Source organism: Ruegeria sp. CK2, assembly GCF_056536585.1.
Genome location: NZ_JBQFPW010000020.1, coordinates 16,257 through 39,828 on the forward strand (window position 1 = coordinate 16,257; position 23,572 = coordinate 39,828).

Sequence of the window (23,572 nt, forward strand, 5' to 3'; positions counted from 1 at the left end):
GCCTTGGGTTGCATCCAACACAAGCAAGTCAAAGCCCGCTTAGGCGGGCTTTTTTGCGATAAAAGCCAAATTGTTGGCAGGCATTTCGATGATGTCGAGCAGTTCCAGACTGCAAGACAAGAACAACTCAGTGATGTCGTTATCGTTCTTGTACCCGATCTCAGGGTCTTGCTGGGTCAGAGCATCATGAAACCGTTTGTCGCCTTCGCTGGTGAGTTGCCCTGCGCGTTTGAAGGGGCCGTACAAGATGAAACGGCCACCCGGTGCCAGCGCCTTGGCGACTTCAGCGGCAAGGACTTCCGTTTCCTCCCAGCCAATCAGATGCAACAGGTTGACCAATATGATCAGGTCCTGCTGCGAAACCCGTGACTGCCATCCCGGTGAAGTGGCGTTCAGATCGGCTGCTGCAGCCACATTGGGCAGGATACTTGCATAAGCGTCGATGCTGGCGCGGCGATCAGGATCGATTTCTGTGGGTTGCCAAGTCAGATCAGGTCGATGTTCAGCAAAAGCACAAACGTGTTGGCCTGTGCCGCTTGCGATCTCAAGCGCTCTGCCCCGCTGTGGGGCATGGGCGCTTATTAGCTCACATAAAGCACCTGTATTCCGGGTTGCGGCCGGTGCAACCATTTTGCCGTCATCTGCTGCGGACGCGACGCTAGCTGAAGGGGGAAGGGTGCGTTTGATCATCTGTTTAACCGTTCCGGAGTAAGGAGCGAGATGAAACGCTGATCAATCTGCGGCTGGTTCCCTGTGACCAGATCGGCCAAAAGCTGAGACGCCGCGGGTGCAGTTTGAAATCCGTACCCCCCTTGTCCCGCTGACCAGACAAACGAGGGCTCCGCGGGATCAGGGCCAAGCACCAGAGTGCCGTCGGGGGCGAAACTACGCAATCCAGCCCAATTGCTTTCCACGCGTGTCACCTGTTCGGTCATAAGTTTCTCGTATCTGGCAAGACCTTCCGCCAGTACCATATCGTCGGCAAAGGCGTCATGCGGTGTAACCGGATCGGCCTCGGATGGTGAAACCAGCAGTTTGCCAGCGTCCGGTTTTGCATACCATGTCTCACCAGTGCCCAGCATCATAGGCCAAGTCGAAACGTCGTGCCCGCCCGGGGCAGGGATGCGGGCCATTGATCGGCGGCGAGGTGTTATGCCGATGGGTGGTACACCTGCCAACGCCGCGATTTCATCGACCCAAGCTCCTGCTGCGTTGATCAGATGACGGGCTTCGAACACCTGTCCGGCTTCGACCGTCCAATGGGCGGCTTTTTGTATCCGGGTCACTTCACATTTGGTCAGAACAGCGCCGCCGTTTCGGCGTATGACCCGTGCGAAATCCTGCAGCAGTCGGTCTGTATCAATGTCGAAAGCACCCTCGCTGATAGCGGCAAATCCGACGATATCCCTGTTAAGGATCGGAATCCGCGAGAGGGCTTGATCCACTGACAGGCGTTGCATGTTCAGGTCTGCACAATCGGCCTCGAAGACTTCCGACTGATGGTTTGCACCGACCAGCATCAACCCGCGCGGTGTCAGGTATCCGCCGTTTTCGGATCGCAAATACTGCGCCCCAGCTTTGTTAAGCGCAACGACTGAAGACGGGCCATAGCTTTCTTCGAACAGGGCCGCAGACCGACCCGAGGCGTGATAGCCCAATACGTCTTCGGCTTCGAGAACTGTTACAGACCCATGCTCTGACAGGCGCGCGCCAGCGCTTAGTCCGGCGATGCCGCCGCCGACAATCAGAAAATCAATCATTTTTTACTTCAATACCAACTGGTTCTGCTCCGGTGTTCCTAGCGGCAGGTGAGATGCGTAGTTGGACCTTGCTAGGTTTGGAAGGACCTACTACGCGCCTCGGAAACTATAAGCAGGCTTGAATTTGACTAGCAACCCATCCAAACAAGGAGAAAGCATTAGCAGGAGGATAGGGTGAGCACCGCAGAACTGCACCCAATGGCCACAGGACACATTCCATCCTACGTGGTCCAAGCGGACGGAAGTGATTTTCTATTCACATTCATGGTCGTTTTCACTGTTGCATTGATTATTTTGATCGGTGTGGCGTATTTCACCCTGCATTCGATTCCGGAAAAAATCGCACATGAATCCAATCACCCGCAATTCCAGCTGGTGGGCATTCTGGCGCTGCTGGCGTTGTTTACCCACAACGGGCTGTTCTGGGTGGCTGCTATTCTTGTGGCCGGTTTCCAGTTCCCTGATTTTGCCGCGCCGTTGCGATCGATTGCCGATGCGATCCGATCCTTAGCCCCGCAACGTACACCCGACCCGGTGGTCGAGGATACGGCGGCAGAATACTCCGAACCCACCGCGCCGCAGGAGCAGTAAGATATGCTTGAAACAATGATGTGCGCGCTGATTACCGTGCTGCCAGACTATCTGTTCCGCCGCTATGTTCAGGGCAAACGGATCGGGCATGAAATCACCCTGTTTACCATGTGGTATGAATTGCGATGGGGGTTGACCACCTGTGCCATTCTGGCGCTGACAGTGATCACCACGCTGTTTTACTTTCATCCGGCATCCAAAACCGCGGCGTCGTATTTCCGCACTGTCACGATCCTACCGCAACTGGGTGGGCGGGTGTCCGAGGTTTATGTTCGCAACAACGAATTGGTAACCGCAGGACAGCCGATTTTCCGGATCGAGGATTTCACCCAGACCGCACAGGTCGAATCCGCACATGCTCAGATCGCGCAGGTTCAGGCCTCGTTGAAAGTGGCTGAAACAGATCTGGCCGAAGCAGATGCCGGGATCGCCGGGGCGCGTGCCGCGCTGGCGCAATCGCTAGAGGATCTGGAGCGCAACACCACGCTGCGCGATGAGGGGTCGAGCGCGGTGCGTTTGGCTGAAATCGACCGGCTTGAAAACCTCGTAGCTGAACGTGAGGCGCAGGTCGTAGCCTCTGAATCAAAGCGGGCTGCCGTGGTTCAGCAGATCGAAGAACTGATCCCGGCGCAACTGGCGAGCGCAAACGCGCAGCTGGATGCCGCCCTGACTGAGCTTGACAAGACGGTCATCAGCGCTGGTGTGACTGGGCGGATCGAACAGTTCGGGTTGCAAGTGGGGGATTACGTCAGCCCGTTGCTGCGCCCCGCGGGTATTCTGGTGCCGTCATCCTCTGGGCACAACAGATTTCAGGCTGCATTTAACCAGCTCTCTGCGCAGGTTATCAAACCCGGAATGATTGGCGAATTGGGCTGCATGACCAAGCCTTTCACCGTCATCCCTATGGTTGTGGTCGAGGTACAGGACGTGATCCCGTCAGGACAAATTCGGCCATCGGATGAATTGCGTGATGTACAGGCCAACAAGGTGCCTGGCTCGATCCTTGTGTATATGGAACCTTTGTACAAAAGCATGGCCGAGGACATTCCTCCGGGCAGCAATTGCTTGGCAAATGTCTACACCGATAACCACGAAAGGCTCGAACACGAGGACCTTGGCTTTTGGGAATCCGCCTTCCTGCATGTGGTCGACACAATTGGCGTTGTCCATGCGGCGGGGCTGCGCCTGCGTTTGATCCTTATGCCTGTGAATACGCTTGTATTGACCGGACACTAACGCAATCCGACCCCAGCTTTGCAGCCGGGGTCGGGTTTGAATTGTGGTGGTATTGGCGACCTACGTCTCTACAGCGCCGCTTTGAACAGTGCGGTCAGGTTGTCTTCCGTCAGTTCAATCGGGTTGCCGCCGCAAGACGGGTCGACCAATGCGCCCTGTACGAGCTCTGGGATCGAGGTTTCGGTGACGCCCAGGTCCGACAATCGCCGGGGGATGCCTAGATTGTCGTTGAGATCTTGTGCAAAGGCTCGGAACCCGTCAAAGCCGCCCTCTATTCCCAGATATGCGGCCACTGTGTCGAACCTGCCCGCAATAACAGGAGCGTTGAATTCCAACACTGATGGCATGCAAACGGCATTGGTTGTGCCGTGATGGGTGTTGAATACAGCCCCGACAGGGTGGCTCATCGCATGGATCGCGCCAAGACCCTTTTGAAAAGCGGTAGCGCCCATAGCTGCTGCACTCATCATCTGCGCGCGCGCTTCGATATCGGTGCCGTCGGCATAAGCGCGCGGCAGGTATTCTTTGACCAAACGCATGCCTTCCAGCGCAATACCCTGACTCATCGGGTGATAATGCGGGCTCGAGAACGCCTCGACGCAGTGGGCAAACGCGTCCAACCCGGTGCCTGCGGTGATGAATCTCGGCATGCCTACGGTCAGTTCAGGATCACAGATCACGACCGTGGGTAACACCTTGGGGTGAAAAATGATTTTCTTGGCATGGGTCGCGGAATTGGTGATGACACTGGCGCGACCGACTTCGGATCCGGTTCCTGCAGTGGTTGGCACAGCAATGATCGGAGCAATCACATCTGCATCTGCGCGGGTCCACCAATCCCCGATATCTTCAAAGTCCCAGACTGGTCGATTCTGTCCCGCCATAAAGGCGACCATCTTGCCCAGATCCAGGCCCGAGCCGCCTCCAAAGGCGATCACGCCGTCATGGCCGCCCTCATTGTACGCTGCAACGCCAGTCTCGAGGTTCTTTTCATTGGGGTTAGGGTCCACATCGCTGAACAAGCCCCGGCCCAAACCCGCAACTTCCAGGATATCCAGTGTCGTCAAAGTGATCGGCAGATCGGCCAGCCCTTTGTCGGTCACCAGCAGGGGGCTCTTCATCCCTGCCGCTGCACAAGCCTCGGGTAGCTCCTTGATACGTCCTGCACCGAACTTAATCGCGGTGGGATAGGACCAATTTCCAACAAGTGTCATGTCAGATTTCCTTCATCATTAAGGCCTGCCCTGGCGAGGGGGTCTTTCCGTGGCAGGCAGGTCGCTCTTAGTTGGTGACCTTTTTCAAGTGGTAGGATTTGGGACGTGTCAGATTGTGATAGCCGATCGCGGACAAGCCACCGCCACGCCCTGTGTTCTTGCAGCCGGTCCAGCACAGACCGGGATCCAGATAGTCGGCTCGGTTCATGAACACAGTGCCGGTCTCGATTGCTTCACCAACATACGCCGCACGATCCACGTCGCTGGTCCACAGGCTGGCAGTCAGGCCAAACTCGCTGTCATTCATCAATGCGATGGCCTCTTCATCCGAGGCTACCTTCATGATGCCAACCACCGGCCCAAAGCTCTCATCCCGCATCACTCGCATATCGTGGGTCACGTTGGTCAGGATTTGCGGCGTCAGATAGGCGCCGCCGTCATCCTCGGGGAACGTCTCGATATGTGCGACTGCACCTGCCGCGATGGCCTCAGAAATCTGCGCCCGCACCTCATCGGCAAAGCGCACATTGGCCATCGGGCCGATCGTCGTGTTGCTGTCTAGCGGATTGCCCAGCTTGTATCCTTTCACAATCGCACCAGCCCTGGTGACAAAGTCATCATACAAGCTCGCATGCACATAGATCCGTTCGATCCCACAACAACACTGGCCCGAGTTGAACATCGCCCCGTCGATCAACGTGCCGACCGCCGCATCCAGATCGGCATTCTCCATGACATAGCCCGGGTCCTTGCCACCCAATTCGGTCCCGACCCCGGTGAAGGTGCCTGCGGCGGCGCGCTCCATCGCCTGACCACCACCGACTGATCCAGTGAAGTTCACAAAGTCAAACGCGTTGCCTGCGATCAGATCATTGGTCATGTCATGAGACAGAAACATGTTTTGAAACACATCCTCCGGCACACCCGCCGAATGAAAGGCTTGCGCCATACGCTCGCCCACCAACAGCGTTTGCGTGGCATGTTTCAGAACAACTGTGTTCCCGGCAATCAGCGCAGGTGCCACGGTGTTGATCGCCGTCATGTAAGGGTAATTCCACGGTGCCACGACAAAAACCACGCCGTGGGGAATACGCTTAATGTAACGTTTAAAGGTCTCGTCCTCGCCCACTGCGATATCCGCCAGCGAAGCCTCAGCAATCTCTGCCATGTGGCTGGCACGCTCAGTGAAGCCGCCGAACTCACCACCGTACCGAACAGGACGTCCCATCATATGGGCCAGTTCTGGAACGATTTCGTCGTTCATTGCCCCAATAGCAGCGACACCCGCCATTACAAGATCAATGCGTTCCTGCAGCGGCCGCGCCATCCAGTTCCGTTGCGCGACCCGAGAACGCGCCGCAACCTCAAACGCTGCATCTCGTGATAAGACCTCACGCTCTGCAAAAACCGATCCGTCGATCGGTGAGATGCATCTCAACATCTGACCCATGGTCTCTCCATATTCAAACTGAAACAGAACCCTGCTTCATCTGGTCATAAATATCCCGGGGTGCGCGAGGGGCTGGCCCCTCGCTCCCAAGCTCAGGCCCGCTCAAACCCGCGGGCAATTTCCCAATCCGTCACCACACGCTCGAATTCCTCGATCTCAACTTCGGCCGCGCGCGCATAGTGATCGACCACTTCGTCCCCCATGGCCGTACGCAACATCGCCGAACCATGCAGCGCATCTCGCGCTGCGCGCAGGTTGCCCGGGATCATACCCGTCTCGCCCTGATAGACATCGCCCGTGGTCGGTGGCTGCAGCTCCAGCCCTTCTTCGATCCCTGCAATCCCGGCCGCCAGCATCCCGGCCATCGCCAGATAGGGGTTCATGTCCGAGCCTGGAATTCGACATTCCACCCGAACCGCTTTTGTGCCATCGCCGCACAGACGGAACCCTGCCGTCCGGTTGTCCACGGACCAGATGATCCGGGTCGGTGCGAAGGTGCCTTTCATGAAGCGTTTATAGCTGTTGATGTAGGGTGCCATGAACGCCGTATAGTCTGGTGCGTATTTCAGCAAACCGGCCATGTAGCTTTTCATCAGCGCCGACATGCCCAGATCATCATCGGCGTCATAGAATGCAGGCTTGCCATCTGCCCAAAGCGACTGATGCACATGGGACGAACTGCCCACCTTGTCATGATGCCATTTCGGCAGGAACGTTGCGGCGTGGCCATGCTGCCAGGCAATCTCTTTCACTGCGTTTTTGGCGATCGAGTGATACTCGGCCGTGTCCATCGCGTGTGCGTATTTGATATTTAGCTCTTCCTGCCCGGTTTCGGCCTCACCTTTGGAGTTTTCCACCGGAATGCCCGCATCCCATAGATGGTTCCGGATCGGACGCATCACATGTTCTTCTTTGGTGGTCTGCAGGATATGGTAATCCTCATTGTAGCCCGAGATCGGTTCCAGATTGCGGAAGCCTTCATTGCGGATCTGATCAAAGCTTTTCTCGAACAGGAAAAACTCCAACTCGGTCGCGGTCATCGCATCATAGCCCATGGCTTTTAGACGATTGACTTGGCGTTTCAGGATCGACCGAGGCGCATGCGGGACTTCTTCATGCGTGTGATGGTCCAATACATCGCACATTACCATGACCGTGCCCTCAAGCCATGGTACCGGGCGTAGGGTGTCGAGATCGGGCTTCATGACATAATCGCCATACCCTCGTTCCCAACTGGTCGAGGCATAGCCGTCAGGCGTTCCCATCTCCAGGTCGGTGGCCAGCAGATAATTGCAGCAGTGGGTCTCTTCCCATGCGCCAGCCACAAAATGACCTGCATGAAACCGCTTACCCATCAAGCGCCCCTGCATATCAACCATGCAGACCAGAACTGTGTCTACAATCCCCTCAGACACCTGAGTCTTGAGATGTTCGAACGTGAGCATGTGCCACCTTTATCCTTGCCGACGTCAACTCGTCGGCTGTTCGTTCTGTTTGACCCGCCCCGAAGGTGGGGCAGGTCGTGTTGGCGATATCCTAGCCGTAGCGATAAGGCCGGCCTGCCTTTTGCATATCGGCGTTGTATTGCTTGAAGATCTCGACAACTTTAGCCTTGGTCTCAGATTCGGCTGCGATCTCATCCCAGAATTTGACAGCAGCGTCTTCGACGGTCGCCCATTCTTCATCCGGGATTGTGGTCAGCTTCAGCTTGTCGCCGTTCACGCGCAGCGAGGCCTCGCCGCCCCAATACCACCACTGGCGATAATAGTGCGATTGGTCGGTGCAGACCCTGAACAGCGTCTTCAGATCTTCCGGCAGTTCATTCCAGCGATCCATGTTGGCAAAAAAGTGACCCGCCCAGGCGCCCGACACGTTGTTGGTCAGGAAGTAGTTGGTCACATCTGCCCAGCCAACTGTATAGTCTTCGGTGATGCCTGACCATGCGATGCCGTCCAACTCGCCGGTTTGCACCGCGACTTCGATGTCCTCCCAGGGCAGAGTGACCGGCACAACGCCGAACTGTGTCAGGAAGCGACCTGCAGTCGGGAAGGTAAAAATACGTTTACCTTGCAGATCGGCAAGCGAGTTGATCGGGTCTTTGGTTGCAAAGTGGCATGGGTCCCACGCACCGGCCGAGATGTGTTTTACGCCGACTGCCGAATATTGCTCGTCCCAAATCTCATTCAGGCCATACTGGTTGAACAGAACTGGCACGTCCAAAGAATAGCGGGATGCGAAGGGGAAGTATCCGCCAAACACAGTCACTTCGGTCGGGGACGCCATCGAGTCGTCGTCTGATTGCACCGCATCAATCGTGCCGCGTTGCATTGCGCGGAACAACTCGCCAGTGGGTACCAGTTGGTCCGCATAGAACAGCTCGATCTGCATTCGGTCACCGGCGATGTCGTTGAACATCTTGATCGCCGGATCGATGACGTGTTCGGCTAGCGCTGGTCCAGCATAGGTCTGCATCCGCCATGTGATCGTCGATTGTGCCAAAGCGGGCGTGGCCAAGGCAGCCGCAGGTGCTGCAGCGGCCCCTTTTAGAAATGTACGTCTGTTCGTCATTCTCTCTCTCCGTTGGTCAGTTTCAATTTGCGGAAGGGTATCCCCCCTTGCTTTGCCCCGGTTTGATCCGGGGTCATTTGTTGTAAATGTAATCCGGCAACCACAATGCGATCTGCGGGAAGGTCATGATGATCGCCAGCGCCAGCGTCATCACCAGAACAAAGGGCAGGATCGAGCCATAGATGTCGCGCAGCGAAATTTCTGGTGGCGCCATGGCGCGCATCAGGAAGAGGTTATAACCAAATGGCGGTGTCATATACGCGATCTGCGTCGTGATCGTGTACAGCACGCCGTACCAAATCAGATCGAATCCCAGCTCGCCGACAAGTGGCACATAAAGTGGCGCGACGATGACTAGCATGGCTGTATCGTCCAGAAACGTGCCCATCAGGATAAAGCTCAGCTGCATCAGGATCAGGATCACCCACGGGTTCAGGCCCAGGCGTTCGGTAAACAGGTTCTCGATGGCGCGCACAGCGCCCAAGCCATCAAACACGGCACCAAAGGCCAGCGCAGCCAGAATGATCCACATGAACATGCAGGTGATGCCAAGCGTCGAGCGCACCGAAGTTTCGAACACTTCGCGCGTCATACGCCCCTTGAGAACAGCCGCCGCAAAGGCAGTCAGCGCGCCGATGGCCGAGCTTTCCACCAGTGAGGTCCAGCCGTTGACAAACGGCACCATCATTGCTGCAAAAATCCCGAGTGGCAGCAGACCCGCCTGTAACAGACGCAGCTTTTCTGCCATCGGTACGTCGCGTTCTTCCTTCGGAAGGGCAGGACCCAAGGCCGGGTTAATGCGGCAGCGGATTATGATGTACAGGATGAACATCGTCGCCATCATCAACCCTGGCAAGATGCCAGCCAGCCACAACTGTCCGACCGGTTGCCGCGCGATCATCGCGTAGAGAACCAAAACCACAGAGGGCGGTACAAGAATACCTAAAGAGGACCCGGCCTGTATGACCCCGGTCACCATTCTTTTGTCGTATCCGCGTTTAAGAAGTTCTGGCAACGCGATGGTCGCGCCAATCGCCATACCGGCAACGCTCAGTCCGTTCATCGCTGAAATGAGTACCATCAGCCCGATCGTGCCAATGGCCAAGCCACCGTTCAGGCCACCCATCCAGACGTGGAACATCTTGTACAGATCATCCGCGATTTTGGACTCGGCCAGGACATAGCCCATGAAAATGAACATCGGCAGCGTCAGCAGCGGATACCATTTCATCAACTTCATCGCAGCAGCAAACCCAAGGTCATACCCGCCCCGGTCACCCCAAAGAAAAAGGGCCGCGATGACGGCAACAAACCCGATTGCCCCAAAGACCCGCTGCCCGGTCAGCAGCATCAGCATCATCGTCGAAAACATCAGGATGGCGATCAGCTCGTAGGACATCAGATTACCTCACGCGGCATGTCTTCGCCGCGAAGGCGCAGAATATCTTTGAAAAGTTCGGAAATCGCCTGCAACAACATCAGGAACAGACCAACCACCATGATCACCTTGATCGGCCAAAGGTACGGGCGCCATGCGGTTGGGCTGCGTTCGCCATATTGCAGCGAATAGCTGAGTGAATCGTACCCGCCATAGATCATGACGCCGAGATAGATGATCAGAAAGAACACGGTGATGGCATCGGTCCACGCCCTACGTCGGTCGGACCACTCACTATATAGCAGATCCATGCGGACGTTGGATCCCATTTGGATCGAGTAGGGGCCGCCAAGGATGTAGTACGCCACCATCGCAAATTGTGCCACTTCCAGCGTCCAGAGTGAGGGCAGAAAGAAAGTCTTAGAGATCGAAGACCAAAGCAGGATGCCCATCATGACGAAAATGCCATACATGACGATCCGGCCGATCCAGCGGTTCATGCGGTCAATGACCGCCACATATCCCCGCATGAAACTCATTCCGATCCCCCAGATTTCATAGCTTCGCCTCAGCGTGCGAAAATTCGTTGACCACGGCTTGCAGGATCGGTGTCAGCTGCCCTGAAACGTGGTTGATGCCTGTTGGCGTATCGATCAGGTCGTTTCGAATCTCGATCATGACATTGGGAAGCCCACGTTTGATGGCATGTTCACGCAACGTGTGGGTGACGCCGTCGGCGGCAGAATAGGGCTCGTTTCGTGCCACCTGCAGACCTGACCCCTGAGCATGCCGCAGCATGACTTCGGCGGCTCTGTCGTCGTTATCATGCAAAATGCCCAATTCGACCAACCGCGTTTCACCCTTATAGACCGGTGTGAAACTGTGGATCGTGATCAGTACAGGCGGCTCTGGCCGCGCGTCTAAAGTATAGGCAAGCAAGCGTCGAAATGGCTCATAGAATTCGCGAACCCTTTGTGCACGTTGCGCTTCGGTTAAGCCCATGTTGCCCGGCACAGCAAAAACCTCACTGGTGCTCGGCATGGCGTCGTCGCGGCTCGGCGGGCGATTGCAGTCATAGACAAGACGACTGACGCGGGAATGAACCAGCGGCGCATCCAAGGCGCCCATCAACTCCACGGAAAGCTCCAGTGCACCAATATCCCAAGCAGCATGAGATCGCGCAGCGTTATCGTCCAGCCCCAAGCCACCAAGTGCCGCCGGAATAAATCGACTGGCATGTTCGCAGACCAAAACGGCTGATGCGTGGCCACGTGCATTCAAAACGCGCGCGGCAGGCGCTTCGGTCGGCTGAAGCAAAGGTGACTCGGTTTCTTCATGCATACGTAGCATTTGCTACAGTAGAAACTTGGCTGTCAAGAAAATTACTGTAGACAAAATTACAATCTCAAATATTCTGTAACGAATAGAAAAAAATGAGGGTGCCGATGGCCACCGTCGCCAAAATTGTCAAACAGCGGATACAGGATGAACTGGACGGTCTGACGCGGTCAGAACGTCAATTGGCTTCGATCCTTTTGCAGGACTATCCCATGGCGGGGTTGCAATCGATCACCAAATTGGCTGCTGCAGCTCAGGTGTCGACACCTACTGTCATCCGAATGGCCCGCAAACTTGGGTTTGACGGATTCCCTGACATGCAGGACGCGCTGCGCGAAGAGGTCGCGGCCCAGATCAAGAAGCCAATCTCGAAACGCGATGACTGGGCAGACGACGAAGCAGAGCATCCGATAACACGATTTGCGCAGGCGGTCTGGACCAACATGCGTCATACGCTGGAACGCCTTGATAAAGAGATGTTCAATGCTGTTGCACAGCTGCTGGCCAACACGGAACGCCCTTTGTATGTGGTGGGCGGACGGATCACCCGGTCAAATGCAGACTATCTGTACAACCACATGCAAATCATTCGCCCGAACGTGACGATGTTGGGCAATTCCGCGAATGTCTGGCCACAATATCTACTGGACATGGGGGAAACCTCGGTTCTGGTGATATTCGATATTCGCCGCTACGAGGCACATCTGGAAAAACTGGCACAAGTTGCCTCCGGCCGTGGGGTGACGGTTGTACTGTTTACAGATCAGTGGGGCTCTCCGATTGGCAAGACCGCGGACTATACGTTTCATGCCTTGGTCGAAGCGCCGTCCAGTTGGGATTCGACCATTGCCTTGCAACTGATCTCGGAAACTCTGATCGCTGAAGTGCAAGAGGCGCGTTGGGAGGAAAGCAAGGAGAGGATCGAGGAGTTGGAGCGCTTTTTCTCTTCGACGCGCATATTTCGCAGCCAGGAATAGGACTGTGCCCGCGTGCCTAATGCTGGGATCGCAATTGGTAGAAACGGAAAAGAAAACGGTTCTCGGGGCTTGGATTTGAAGACGAGTCTTTCCGACTTCCTGCTCGACGTCCCCGAGCACATGACTTAGCCAGCCCAAACCAAGAGCGGGTATAGCTTAATGATAAGACCTTAGCCTTCCAAGCAATGATGATTAGTTTCATTGAGTGTCGTGTGGTTGCTATACCTTTTATTTAATTGAATAATATTTTGCACCTAGTACCACATGGTAGCAACTTCTATCATACCATTTCCGACAAAAGACCCATAAAACGCCAAAGCTAACAGAGACATTCGCACGCAAAGTTCCCCAGACAAAATAGGGCACTGCTAAGCACTGGGATGGCGAGATAAAAGGGCTTGTTCTCTTCGTCGGGAAACAGTCAAAGACCTGGTATTTCCAAAGAGACGTTGGGGGTCAAACGCGGCGTGTGTTGATAGCGCGCTGGCCGATGATCTCTGCAGATACTACACGACAGACAGCTCTGGGGTATGCGCCTGACTGGGGCAGGGGAGCGGGCAAGCGTATCCAGATTGGAGCGCCGACGCTTGAGACAGCCATGGAAACCTATCTCGCCCGTCCGAAGCTTCGGTCTGAGGCCCACGGATCAAGCGTGCGACAGCAGTTCGAGCTTCATTGAAGGATTGGCTGCGCGTGCCTTTGGATGAGATAACCAAGCCGGTGGTCGTTGAGCGTCACAGATCGATGGCGGCAACGCCATCTTCTGCAAATCACAAGCTGAAGTACTTTCGGACCGTCTGGAACCATGCGCGTCGTATCCATGATTTGCCAGAAAGCCCGACGATGGCCATCGAATGGTATGAAGAAAAGCCAGAAGGAGCGATCATCGAAGATTTACGCATCTGGCGTCAGGCAGTGGACGATCTTTATAACCCCACCCACAAGGTTTTCTATGAGTTGCTTTTGTTCACAGGCTTTAGCAAGACCGAGGCGCTGACATTGGAATGGAAGCAGATCCAGGAAGATCACATCCATTTGCCGATGACAAAGAATGGTCGCAGCTTTGATCTTCCCATCTTACAGATACACCACGAGATTCTGGCCCCCTTGCACGGTTTGCATCGTCAATGGGTGTTTCCGTCGCCCAATTCTCCCACTGGCCATCTGAAGGGACCTGAGCTAATGCAATGGTCCAGCCATGCCCATCGTAGGACATTTGCAACAATCGCAATGGAGGCCGGGATATTGGAAGAGATAGTAGGCCGATTGCTCAACCACACGCCGCTTTCGATCACCGGACAACGCTATGTCAAGCCGTCGCTCGACGCGCTCAGACCAGCTATGAATACTCTGTGCGATGAACTGAGCTTTCGCATTGAGCGGGAGCGGACAGCTATTTGATTGATAAGGGGGAGGTTACTTCCGCGTCACATGGTAGAAAGATCGACCCATGGAAACCATTGAGAACGGACAAGCAAGGGACACCACACCGCAAAAAGGGGGCCCTTTGAAATGATCTTACGAACCTACGCAAAAAGCGCCTTGGATGGCCCGAAGATCGATCTTGCCGCCTTTCAGGACATCATCGCAGGATTTGTCCGAATGGGCGCTTAGCGTCGGCCCTGGATGACCGGGGCTTGCAGTGGCATCGCGGGCTTACTTCTCTGTGTAGCCCGGAGGTTGAAGGCCAGGTTGGCGCAGCGGCAAAGCTACACCAAGAGAATACTCAGCGCATGTTTCTCGAATGGCGCGAAATAGATTACCGCCACGAAAGCCGGTACGACTCTCCTCCTGAAACCGGAAGCAAGGGGCCAGCGCGTCGCGGCGCGCATTTGTGCCCCGGATTACCTATCCCAGATCGGGAGTTTTTGAGCGAGGCGTATCTGTCGCAAGTGCTGCGACCTTATGCGAGAGCAGAGTACGAATGTCGTCAGCTCTTTTGGAGGCATTTGCAAGACGGGCACGCGCATGGTCATTGGATTGGGTTCATGCCAACAGATGCAGGCGCATATGTTCCGATGATGCCCCGTACGGGGTTTGGCACTGGTGGTCACTATGAAATCGACAGGGCGACCTATCTTCACGGCTTCGACAAAGCGGAAAGTGAGCTTGGATTAGAAAACTACCCATATTCTGATCCATATCCGGGGCAGGGGACCCGGATGCTCATCGGTGCAGAGCAGTTGGCAGATTGTATGCTAGTTGCTGCATCCAAGTCTAAAGGCCAGGAAGAAACGGCCAATCGCGTTGCAACAAGCGAAGAACAAACGCTCAAGGCGAGGCCGCGCGGGCGTCCGAAGGGAACTGGTTTTGAGAAACTAGATGCACCTTTTGTTGAAGGAGGGGCTCAGATGCTTCGCGAAGGAAACGTAAACAGTGCTACCGCAGCGGCGAGGAAGCTAATTGCCATTCACGGTATAGAGATTGCCAATCATGGTGTCGATGGAACAATCAAGAGGCTGGCGGCACAGACAAGACGGGTTTGGATGCATAAACCATTGATTACAAATCTAAAATAGTTTCTCCGATTTCTTATTACTTTCGCTGATTTGTACGGACACGACTTTCGAGTTCGGTCTTGCGACACTGCTCGCAGTATCAGCGTAGCAGGAGAAGTGAGATGAGGACGAGCGAAACTGAAAGAGACCGGCTGTTGACGCGAGTCGAGGTTGAAGAGCGTTTTGGGATATCTAAACGATTTTTGGAGCTGAGCGCGCTTCGGGGTAGTGGCCCCTGTTTTGTGCGTGTCGGCCGCCTAGTCCGCTATAAGCTGGCAGATATTCATGCCTGGATCGAAGAAAACACTGTGTAGGTGGGTTCAGATGGCAAAGCCTCAGAACACCCCTGCGTTCGGCAAGCTGCGTTTCGTTTGGAAAAGACTGGTCAATGAAGATGCCAACCTGTCACGCGGTGCAAAGCAAATGGCCAGTTGTTTGTGCGATACGTATGTGAACAAAGACACCGGTCGCTGTTGGCCAAAAACGCCACACTGGCAAAGCGCCTGTGTCGATAAGAGAACAGTGCAGCGCCACATCAAGATGCTAGAATAGGCAGGGTACCTGCGTCGGGTCAAAGTTCGGAATGCACACTGGGCGCATCAGATATGTATGCTCGACTTAAAGGGTGACAGCCTGTCGGCATTGCTGTCGCTCAACAGTGACACAGCCGTCACCTCTTATAAGAACGAAGGAAAGAACATAAAAAACACCAACTTGGTTGGCCGTCCGATGCCATATGTTCCGATTGCCGATCTTGAAAGCGGTGCTTTGGAGAGTTGGAAGCTCTGGCTTGAAAACCATTGGCCGGGCGATGTCTTCGAGCTTCTGCAATTGCTCAGAAAAGCAGGGCCCTACATGTTGCCGACGCGCTTTCCTAAAAACGAAGACGCAGACCGCTACCTTGCGTTCTTCAACTGGGTCACGGCGACGAAGGGCAAAGAGCTAAGCTAAGGCAGGCTACACAGCGCCACCGCTTTGCTGTGCCAAATCCTTGAGAGGGGGGTGTCAAAAGTTACAGGCTTTAAGCCAAGGGACCGGCGGGGGTAACCAGATTCTTCCGCAAGGAAGTTCAAGGGGGGTACGGAGATTGGCACAGTAACGGGCGGAGAGTGGATGGTCTCCGCGGTTTGCTTGAGTGTTGGCTATGCGGGCAAAGCGCCAATTCGCGACCGCTGCGCAGTTGGCTGTTCTAGTTCAAGGCTTCAAGAACGGTTGTCAGCAAGCCATACGATATCGCTACGAGCCGCGGCTTCGCACTCTTTGATACTGGCGTAGTAGCCGGACATTTTCGGACACGTCCAGTAGCCTCCTTCGGGGTGAAAAAGCAGCTCTTCCTAGCCAACTTTAATCCAAGCATTTTCGTAAAAACGAAACAGCTTGCCGTCAGGGTTCACACATATCTCCACGTTGCGTGCCCCGTTTTCACTTTCAAGCTTCTTTAGTGCAGTCCAAGTATTCATGATACGAAGTTTAACACATCTCTTTTGGACAAATTGCAACAAACTTAGAAATCATGTGCCCGAACAAATGCTCTTGGGAGCGTGATATCGGACATTACCTACAAACCACAGCATCGGTCGCTATGGGCCGTATGCAACAATTCGAACAAATCAGCTAGACGAGGGCTTAGTCAGCCCTGCGGCGATCGTACCCAGATCAGATTTGTTGGCAGACTCACTTTGCGATACCAGTTGAATGCCGGGTAAATGCGGATGGTACTGCCCTCGGATGGAATAGGGTTGAACGACCGAGCACGGATCAAAAACGATGCCGTATTCTCAGACGGCAAAGCTTCGCCGTATTGGGCCGGTTACGTACAACCAATTAACTAACATCTCCAGGTTGAGCTACCGTGGGTTGTGCTGTGGCGAGTCGCGTACCGGCTCGCCGTTCTTTCACCAGATCAAAAAAGCGAGGCTCACATGGTTACTACATTGGTTGCGGGTGATATTGCGTTTACAGGGTTCAATTCGGACAATCCTGACGAATTCACATTTGTTGCTTTGACGGACATTGAGGCGGGGACCGAGATCAAATTCACAGATAACGGTTGGTTCGCAGCTGGTGGGTTCCGCAACACCGAGGGGGTATTCGTCTGGACGGCATCGGCAAACATCGCTGCGGGTACAGTGATAAACCCTGCATTTACTGGGCCAAATTTCTCGGCCAGCGGCGATCAGATTCACGCCTATCAAGGTGATGACGCCGCACCTTCTTTTGTCGCATCAGTTCACTTCAATGGAAACGGCTATGAGGCTGACGCAACCTCTTCCAACACCTCTGCACTGCCTTCCGGGCTGGCGATCGGAACCAGCGCAATTGCTGTACCCGAAACCGACAATGGCGTTTATAGCGGCCCGCTTAGCGGTACCAAAGCTGAATTGCAGGCCGTACTTAACGATCCCGCCAACTGGACGACCGACAATTCCAGGATTGAAGATATCGAGCCTACGGGTTTTACGGTCACGGATGCCGCGCCCTCGCCATCGGTCGTCATAAATGATCTGAATTTGGCAGCCGATGAAGGGGTTATGGCGGATTCATATGAAGTCACGTTGTCTGTCGCGCCCGAGCAGCCCGTCACGATCACCATAGCCGCAGGGGCTGATCTGGACGTTGTGCCGACCGAGCTTGTGTTTGATGCGGCCAATTTTGACCAGCCTCAACAAGTCACAGTCACGGCCGTCGATGACGATCTGCCCGAAGCAGCCGAGGTCGAGGACATTCAGCACACCGTCACCTCTGACGACCCCGCCTTCGACGGAATTTTGGCACCTGTTGTCGAGGTGTCCATCTCGGCCAGCGACATCGAAATCGTGTCGATCTATGAAATCCAGGGCGCAGGCCATGTGTCGGAATTTGTTTTGGCAGATGGGCAAACGGTTGCCGAATTCTTCGAGGACTTGCCTGCCGGCCCATCAAACGTTCTGGGCGATATGGTTTCAACCATCGGCATCGTCACTGCGGTAGATTCCAACGGGTTCTATCTTCAGGATTCGGAAGGTGACGGCAATGATGCGACCTCCGATGCGATTTTCGTGTTCACCGGATCAAGCCCGAACGTCACCTTGGGTGATGCTATTTCCGTGGGCGGAACAGTTGCCGAGTTCTTTCCCGGCGGCACAGGCAGTGGCAACCTGCCGACCACCCAACTGACCAATGTTTTCAACCTTGAGGTGCAGTCATCGGGCAATGCGCTGCCCGAAGCGGTTCTGATCGGCAATGATCCGGGTGAGCGGGCAGTGCCCAATCAAAGTATCGACGATGATGCGTTTGCTTCATTCGATCCAACCCAGGACGGCATCGATTTCTTCGAAAGCCTGGAAGGGATGCGCGTGACTGCAACCGATCTGCAAGCTGTCAGTGGGACCAGCCGGTTTGGCGAGATCTTTGCGGTTGCCGATCAGGGGAGTGGCGCGACGGGTCTTTCGCAGCGTGGCACGCTCAATATTTCGCCAGACGATTTCAATCCGGAGAAAATCCAGATTGACGAAGACAGTGGGATTTTCGATTTCGACTTTCCCACGGTGAATGTCGGCGATCTCCTTGGCGACGTCACCGGTGTGGTGAGCTATAGTTTCGGAAACTTTGAAATTCTCCCGACCGAGGATTTTACACCGAACATCCAGCCAGCCGGATTGGAACAGGAAACGACCACCCTTGCCGGTTCCGCCAACGAGTTGACGATTGCAACATACAACGTGCTTAATCTCGACCCCAATGATAGTGACGGCGATCAGGACGTTGCCGATGGTCGGTTTGCAGCCATTGCCGAGCAGATCACCAACAACCTCAACAGCCCCGATATAGTTGGTCTGCAAGAGGTTCAGGACAACTCGGGTTCGGATGATGACGGAACCGTCTCGGCGGCGGAAACTCTGGCGGAACTGGCAGCGGCGATCCTCGCGGCTGGTGGTCCGGCTTATGAGGTGATCGACAACACCTTTATCGGGGACGGAACATCCGGGGGTCAGCCCGGCGGCAATATCCGCACCGCCTTTCTCTACAATCCGGATCGTGTCTCGTTAGTGGAAGGATCCGTGCAGACCATCGGTGGGCAAGGTGAAGGCGAGGCCTTTGAGGGCGCACGTTTGCCGTTGGTCGCGGATTTTGTTTTCAACGGTGAAACCGTCACGGTGGTCAACAATCACTTTTCATCCAAAGGTGGGTCCGCGCCCATTCTGGGGACCGAGCAGGACTTTGCCGCCCGTCAGGAAGACGTTGATGTGAACGGCAGTCTGGATGAGCGCCAAGCCCAGAGCCAGGCCGTTCAGGATTTCGCCAATGGACTGGGTGATGGCGCCAATGCGGTTGTGTTGGGTGACTTCAACGAGTTCGAATTTGTCTCACCCGTGGCCGACCTTGAGGCCAATACCGACCTCGTCAACCTGACAAACGATATCCTGGAAGACGAACGTTATAGCTTTGAGTTTCAGGGCAACAGCCAGTCGTTGGACCATATTCTGGTGTCCGAGGATCTGCATTCCGGAGCACTGGTTGACATCGTCCACGTCAATACAGAGTTCGCCGCAACCAGCGGACGCGCCTCGGATCACGATCCCATGGTGACAAGCCTGTTCATACCACAGACTCAGAGCTTGGCGGTTGAGTTCCAAGCGGGTCGCTGGTTCAAAACAAAGGCCTTTGAAAGCATTGACGGCGAAGTTGTGGATGTCGACCGGCTTGGTCCGGTGCGCAACAGCCTCAAGTTTTCGGATGTGGGTATCAAAGTGGACGCTGTCGATCCGACCGATTTTGAACTTGTCGCGATCAAACATGGGGCGATTGGTGTGTTCTCACTTGACGACTCGTTATTCCGCCGCGATGCCGCGTCGGTTGACGGTGACGAAAGCCTCAGGATAGCGCTGGAAGACACTGGTCTGGAAGCGGTGGAGTTCATCTTTAGTTTTGGCGACAGTCACGGCAGCGGTGAAGTCGAAGTTGCTTTCTATGACGACGGTGTTCTTGTCGGCACCACGGTGGCGGATGCTGACGACGGTGACTTCTCGGGATCGCTGGGGCGCACGACCTTTGATGCCGTAGAGCTATCAGCAATAGATGACACCATGTTTACAGTCGACGAATTTGCGTTCGAGGTGATCGATCACAACCTCATTGCATAGGGCAATGCCACACGGGGTCAATCCGGTACTACCGTGTGGCACACTGTCGGCAGATTTAACCGCATCGCGAACGCCGGAGACCTCGAACGGATTGAGTTAGCCAGTATGACCGGATGTGTCGCAAACTTTTGGAACGGCCAGAGGCGGCGACCTACTGGACGCACCTATCCAGCGAGCCCGGCAAATAGCCTGAAACCTGAGGTCATAGCGCAGGGAAATCGCCGCTTTTTGAGCCGATGATCCTGCTCAGTCATGTTATTCAGAAACTTGGGCCTGACTGTTTGAATTTTGGCGGGGCCGCCAAACCGCTTCAGGGTCTTGTTCACTTCCCAAGTACCTGCCGCATTGGCTCCGCTCTTGTCGATCACGGCCTTTCCCGGAAACCCATTCGTGGACAGCGCTTTGGCAAAGAACCTGGTTGCCGCCGGACCGTTCCTGCGCTCAGACAGCCTGAAATCAAGGGTGTTTCCTGCCTTTTCGGCGGCTCGATAGAGATACATCCATTTGCCGCGAACACTTAGATAGGTTTCATCCATACCCCAAGACTTCGACGTTGGCCGCTTTTTAGACTGCGCTCGCGACGTGATCAGCGGCGAGTACTTGGCTACCCACCTATTCAAGGTGGCGGGGTCGACCTGCACACCGCGATCGGCCATGATCTCGTCCAATCCCGATACGACACTACCTACCGCAAATAGAAGTACACAGCGTGTAACACCGCATCCTTGGCAAAGTGGCTGCCTTTCAAAGAAACCATACGGAGGCCTGTTAAAGAACTATACGCTGAGAACAAACGTCGGAAGCTGCGTGCTCGTCAATCCAGATAAAAAGTTTGCGACACATCCCTTGCGGCGCATCTTTTTTGAGTAATGCCATAGGCTATCTCGGGCGGTCTGGTTCGTGGGGGATGCGCTTAACCAGGTTTTCAATTTCGTTCATTGTTTCTGCCGGCAGAGCGCCGAAGGTTAGTGCTTCTGCAATACCATCGATTTGCTTTTCTGTCCGCGCGCCCGGGATCGGAACATACGTTTCAGATTGGCCCCATATCCATCCGAGAGCCCCTTGCACAAGTGTTCTGCCATTTGAGGTCAGCAAGTCTCGAACCGCATCGAGTTCTTGAATGAAGTCAGGGTTTGCCCTGCCATCCTTGTAGTATTCCATCCACTCTTCGCTGGATGCGCGCACGTCATCCGATGCCATGACAGAGTTCTGATCGTACTTTCCGGAAAGCAGACCCATCGCGAGAGGTGAGCGTATAAGGGAGAACAGCCCTTCTTCTTGCACCGCTGTCTGCATGCGAGGCGCATCGAAGAACACGTTCATCACGTATTCAACCGCCTTGAAGTTATCTCTTGATGAAACGGCCGATGCACTTTTCGAATAGTCGGTGCTCCAGCCGTAGGCGCGTATTTTCCCGGCGTCTGTCAACCGATCCATTTCATTGAATATGGCGTCTGCCTTGGCAACTGGCATATCATTTACGTGCAACAGCAAAAGATCGATCCGATCACGTTTCAGCCGCGACAAGCATACCTCAACGGCGGGAGAAACCTGATCGGGGGAGAAGGGCTCGAATGAGATCTGTTTGCTCGCCTCATCGATTCCCACACCGATCTTTGTGACAACCAAGGCATCGGGTCGACGCTTCAACGCTTCACCCAATAGCCGTTCCGAATGCCCGGCACCGTACGCAGCAGCCGTATCAAATAGAGTGATACCGCCATCCAAAGCAGCGTGGATCGTCCGAATCGAAACATCGTCGTCTGACCGGGTATATCCTAGAGATTGTTCGCCCCAATACATCTTGCCGCCGATTGGCCAGCATCCCATGCCAAGTGGGTAGATTTCGTTTTCGAGAAATTTCATCAGTGGATCTCCTATGTGACCTCTCAGAAAAAACGCCATCTCCATCTTTTCATCAACAACACATAATGTAAGCATCGTTTCATGAATGAACGTGACTTTGACTGGGACAACCTCCGGCTTTTCCTCGCAGTTGCCAGAGCAGGTGGGCTCGGTCCGGCAGCAGAACAAACCGGCAAGAGTGCACCCACACTGGGCCGACGTATGATCGAGCTTGAGCGTAATTTAGGGATCGAGTTGTTTCGGCGCAGACCGCGAGGCTATGACCTGACTAAGGACGGGCAAGCGTTGCTGGAAAAGGTCGCAAGTATCGAGGCGCGTGTCTTGCCTGTCACCGAAAGCAGTCTCGCAACTGCGCCACCCTTGGTTAAGATTTCGGCTGGAACCTGGGTCACACGGGTTTTGGTTGGCGCTGTCGGGAAGCTCTGCGGATCAATACCGGTGCGACTGCGTTTCATTTCCTCTGAAGACGTGCTGAAAATTGGGCACCGGGAAGCAGCGATTGGTATTCGAAACCATCGGCCAGAAGAGATCGGCTTGGCTGGCCGCAAAATCGGGCGGGTCCGGTTTGCCGTCTATGCCGTAGACGAGAGTGTTTCGACATGGGCGCGGGTATTGTCCAATACACCATCCGCAAATTGGTTGCGGGAGCATTCGCAAGGTCACGACGCCATTGAAGTGACCGCGCCGCAAAATGCCCTTGATCTCGCAAATGCGGGAATGGCTCGGGCTGTTCTGCCAACTTTTATCGGAAATGCACAGCGAAGGCTCAAGCCGGTATCGCCTCTGATTGTTGATCTAGAACATGACCAGTGGCTTGTGTCCCACCACGACGACCGATTTCTCCCAGAGGTACGACACGTCATTGATCGCACCCACGCGATACTGATGGAAGCCAGCCGGAACGGGCAATTGGATGCCTGAATTAACTCCGGCACCCAAGGTCGTCGATTCCTGTCCCGCCAATGATGACGACCCCAAGCCGCTATCCAGCAAGTACTCCCGCTGCAGTCGCAAAAATCGCAACGCTGATGCTTGGTTTCAAATTCCGCTCGCGGGACTTCTCGTGCTACTAGGTAGATCATACCGGTCACAACGCGGGGCGCATGACACGCCCCGCACCAGTTTCTAACGACCCCTCGCTTTGCCGGGAATTTCCATCCGTTTGGCCGCCCGCGGCGGGGTCTTCACACGCAGGTTGCGCGGCGGCTTGGCTTTGATCGTCTCTAGCTTAGCAGATTTCGGCGTATCCTCCACAGCAGGAAGGGTCCGTCCGAGGGTGGTTTTTGGTGGTTTGAAGGGCATGATGCACCTCATGACAAAAGGCAGCTGAAGTCGCGCAGATGCACGACCGTGAACGCCCGCAAGGGGTTAGCGTCGATTGTCCATTGTCAGAGTCCTCCGCAGGAGTGTTTCAATGCGCATTCTGCCATTCCAGGTCAGCGCGCGGCGGGATCAGAAAGTATGCTGGTCCATTGCTAGAATCTCCTTTGCGAATGCTGAGAGAGTCTCAAACTACGGAGCATCTGTCAAACTTGGACAAAGAACGGGCGCAATTGTTGTCAGATAGTTGGGT

At 54.9% G+C, this 23,572-nt stretch carries 18 protein-coding genes and 2 pseudogenes; 8 read left to right on the forward strand and 12 right to left on the reverse strand.

The features are described from left to right. Nucleotides 1–39: 39 nt before the first annotated feature. A complete protein-coding gene (locus ACR0BU_RS22165) occupies nucleotides 40–690 on the reverse strand; it encodes a DUF938 domain-containing protein (protein WP_480739005.1) in 651 nt (216 codons plus the stop codon). Then, on the reverse strand, nucleotides 687–1,760 hold the full coding sequence (locus ACR0BU_RS22170; protein WP_480739007.1) for an NAD(P)/FAD-dependent oxidoreductase: 1,074 nt from the start codon (nucleotides 1,758–1,760) through the stop codon (nucleotides 687–689). Before ACR0BU_RS22170 ends, ACR0BU_RS22165 begins: the two co-directional genes overlap by 4 nt. Nucleotides 1,761–1,958: 198 nt before the next feature. Between ACR0BU_RS22170 and ACR0BU_RS22175 the strand changes: the two genes are divergently transcribed. Together ACR0BU_RS22175 and ACR0BU_RS22180 are read left to right on the forward strand one after the other, a co-directional pair. Then, nucleotides 1,959–2,351 (forward strand): hypothetical protein, encoded by a 393-nt coding sequence (locus ACR0BU_RS22175; protein WP_480739072.1) that lies wholly within the window; start codon nucleotides 1,959–1,961, stop codon nucleotides 2,349–2,351. A 3-nt stretch (nucleotides 2,352–2,354) separates the two neighbouring features. Then, nucleotides 2,355–3,587 (forward strand): HlyD family secretion protein, encoded by a 1,233-nt coding sequence (locus tag ACR0BU_RS22180; RefSeq protein WP_300072520.1) that lies wholly within the window; start codon nucleotides 2,355–2,357, stop codon nucleotides 3,585–3,587. 68 nt (nucleotides 3,588–3,655) lie between these two features. Here the strand turns inward: ACR0BU_RS22180 and ACR0BU_RS22185 are convergent, their stop codons facing one another. The 7 genes from ACR0BU_RS22185 to ACR0BU_RS22215 all read right to left on the reverse strand — a co-directional run bounded on the left by ACR0BU_RS22185 (nucleotide 3,656) and on the right by ACR0BU_RS22215 (nucleotide 11,538). Next, a complete protein-coding gene (locus ACR0BU_RS22185; RefSeq protein ID WP_480739009.1) occupies nucleotides 3,656–4,801 on the reverse strand; it encodes an iron-containing alcohol dehydrogenase in 1,146 nt (381 codons plus the stop codon). Between the two features lie 67 nt (nucleotides 4,802–4,868). Then, nucleotides 4,869–6,251 (reverse strand): aldehyde dehydrogenase family protein, encoded by a 1,383-nt coding sequence (locus tag ACR0BU_RS22190; protein ID WP_480739011.1) that lies wholly within the window; start codon nucleotides 6,249–6,251, stop codon nucleotides 4,869–4,871. A gap of 92 nt (nucleotides 6,252–6,343) precedes the next feature. After that, on the reverse strand, nucleotides 6,344–7,696 hold the full coding sequence (locus ACR0BU_RS22195; RefSeq protein ID WP_480739013.1) for a glutamine synthetase family protein: 1,353 nt from the start codon (nucleotides 7,694–7,696) through the stop codon (nucleotides 6,344–6,346). A 91-nt stretch (nucleotides 7,697–7,787) separates the two neighbouring features. Next, nucleotides 7,788–8,819, reverse strand: coding sequence for a TRAP transporter substrate-binding protein (locus ACR0BU_RS22200; RefSeq protein ID WP_298934589.1), 1,032 nt, complete (start codon nucleotides 8,817–8,819; stop codon nucleotides 7,788–7,790). A gap of 73 nt (nucleotides 8,820–8,892) precedes the next feature. Continuing rightward, nucleotides 8,893–10,218, reverse strand: a complete 1,326-nt coding sequence (locus tag ACR0BU_RS22205; protein ID WP_480739014.1) for a TRAP transporter large permease — start codon at nucleotides 10,216–10,218, stop codon at nucleotides 8,893–8,895. Beyond that, entirely contained in the window at nucleotides 10,218–10,736 is a 519-nt protein-coding gene (locus ACR0BU_RS22210; RefSeq protein ID WP_480739016.1) for a TRAP transporter small permease subunit, read from the reverse strand. Before ACR0BU_RS22210 ends, ACR0BU_RS22205 begins: the two co-directional genes overlap by 1 nt. Before the next feature lie 16 nt (nucleotides 10,737–10,752). After that, on the reverse strand, nucleotides 10,753–11,538 hold the full coding sequence (locus tag ACR0BU_RS22215; protein ID WP_480739018.1) for an N-formylglutamate amidohydrolase: 786 nt from the start codon (nucleotides 11,536–11,538) through the stop codon (nucleotides 10,753–10,755). A gap of 104 nt (nucleotides 11,539–11,642) precedes the next feature. Here ACR0BU_RS22215 and ACR0BU_RS22220 point away from each other — a divergent pair, with 104 nt between their 5' ends. The 5 genes and pseudogenes from ACR0BU_RS22220 to ACR0BU_RS22240 all read left to right on the forward strand — a co-directional run bounded on the left by ACR0BU_RS22220 (nucleotide 11,643) and on the right by ACR0BU_RS22240 (nucleotide 20,133). Beyond that, nucleotides 11,643–12,512 (forward strand): MurR/RpiR family transcriptional regulator, encoded by an 870-nt coding sequence (locus tag ACR0BU_RS22220; protein ID WP_480739020.1) that lies wholly within the window; start codon nucleotides 11,643–11,645, stop codon nucleotides 12,510–12,512. Between the two features lie 313 nt (nucleotides 12,513–12,825). Beyond that, nucleotides 12,826–13,913, forward strand: a pseudogene (locus tag ACR0BU_RS22225) (tyrosine-type recombinase/integrase); the annotation flags it as partial. A gap of 587 nt (nucleotides 13,914–14,500) precedes the next feature. Then, complete coding sequence (locus tag ACR0BU_RS22230; protein ID WP_480739021.1) at nucleotides 14,501–15,031, forward strand: hypothetical protein; 531 nt, start codon at nucleotides 14,501–14,503, stop codon at nucleotides 15,029–15,031. 588 nt (nucleotides 15,032–15,619) lie between these two features. Continuing rightward, entirely contained in the window at nucleotides 15,620–15,961 is a 342-nt protein-coding gene (locus tag ACR0BU_RS22235; RefSeq protein WP_480739023.1) for a hypothetical protein, read from the forward strand. 971 nt (nucleotides 15,962–16,932) lie between these two features. Then, nucleotides 16,933–20,133: an endonuclease/exonuclease/phosphatase family protein gene (locus tag ACR0BU_RS22240; protein WP_480739025.1), complete on the forward strand. Its 3,201-nt coding sequence runs from the start codon at nucleotides 16,933–16,935 to the stop codon at nucleotides 20,131–20,133. Between the two features lie 170 nt (nucleotides 20,134–20,303). Here the strand turns inward: ACR0BU_RS22240 and ACR0BU_RS22245 are convergent. Both ACR0BU_RS22245 and ACR0BU_RS22250 read right to left on the reverse strand, forming a co-directional pair. Continuing rightward, nucleotides 20,304–20,890, reverse strand: a pseudogene (locus ACR0BU_RS22245) (IS6 family transposase); the annotation flags it as partial. Nucleotides 20,891–21,012: 122 nt separating this feature from the next. After that, the gene (locus ACR0BU_RS22250) at nucleotides 21,013–21,999 is read right to left on the reverse strand and encodes an aldo/keto reductase (protein WP_480739027.1); all 987 of its coding nucleotides are present in this window, start codon (nucleotides 21,997–21,999) and stop codon (nucleotides 21,013–21,015) included. 81 nt (nucleotides 22,000–22,080) lie between these two features. On the opposite strand from ACR0BU_RS22250, the gene ACR0BU_RS22255 reads away from it, so the two are divergent. After that, on the forward strand, nucleotides 22,081–22,920 hold the full coding sequence (locus ACR0BU_RS22255) for a LysR family transcriptional regulator (RefSeq protein ID WP_480739028.1): 840 nt from the start codon (nucleotides 22,081–22,083) through the stop codon (nucleotides 22,918–22,920). 204 nt (nucleotides 22,921–23,124) lie between these two features. Here the strand turns inward: ACR0BU_RS22255 and ACR0BU_RS22260 are convergent, their stop codons facing one another. Continuing rightward, complete coding sequence (locus ACR0BU_RS22260; protein WP_480739030.1) at nucleotides 23,125–23,301, reverse strand: hypothetical protein; 177 nt, start codon at nucleotides 23,299–23,301, stop codon at nucleotides 23,125–23,127. Nucleotides 23,302–23,572: the final 271 nt, after the last annotated feature.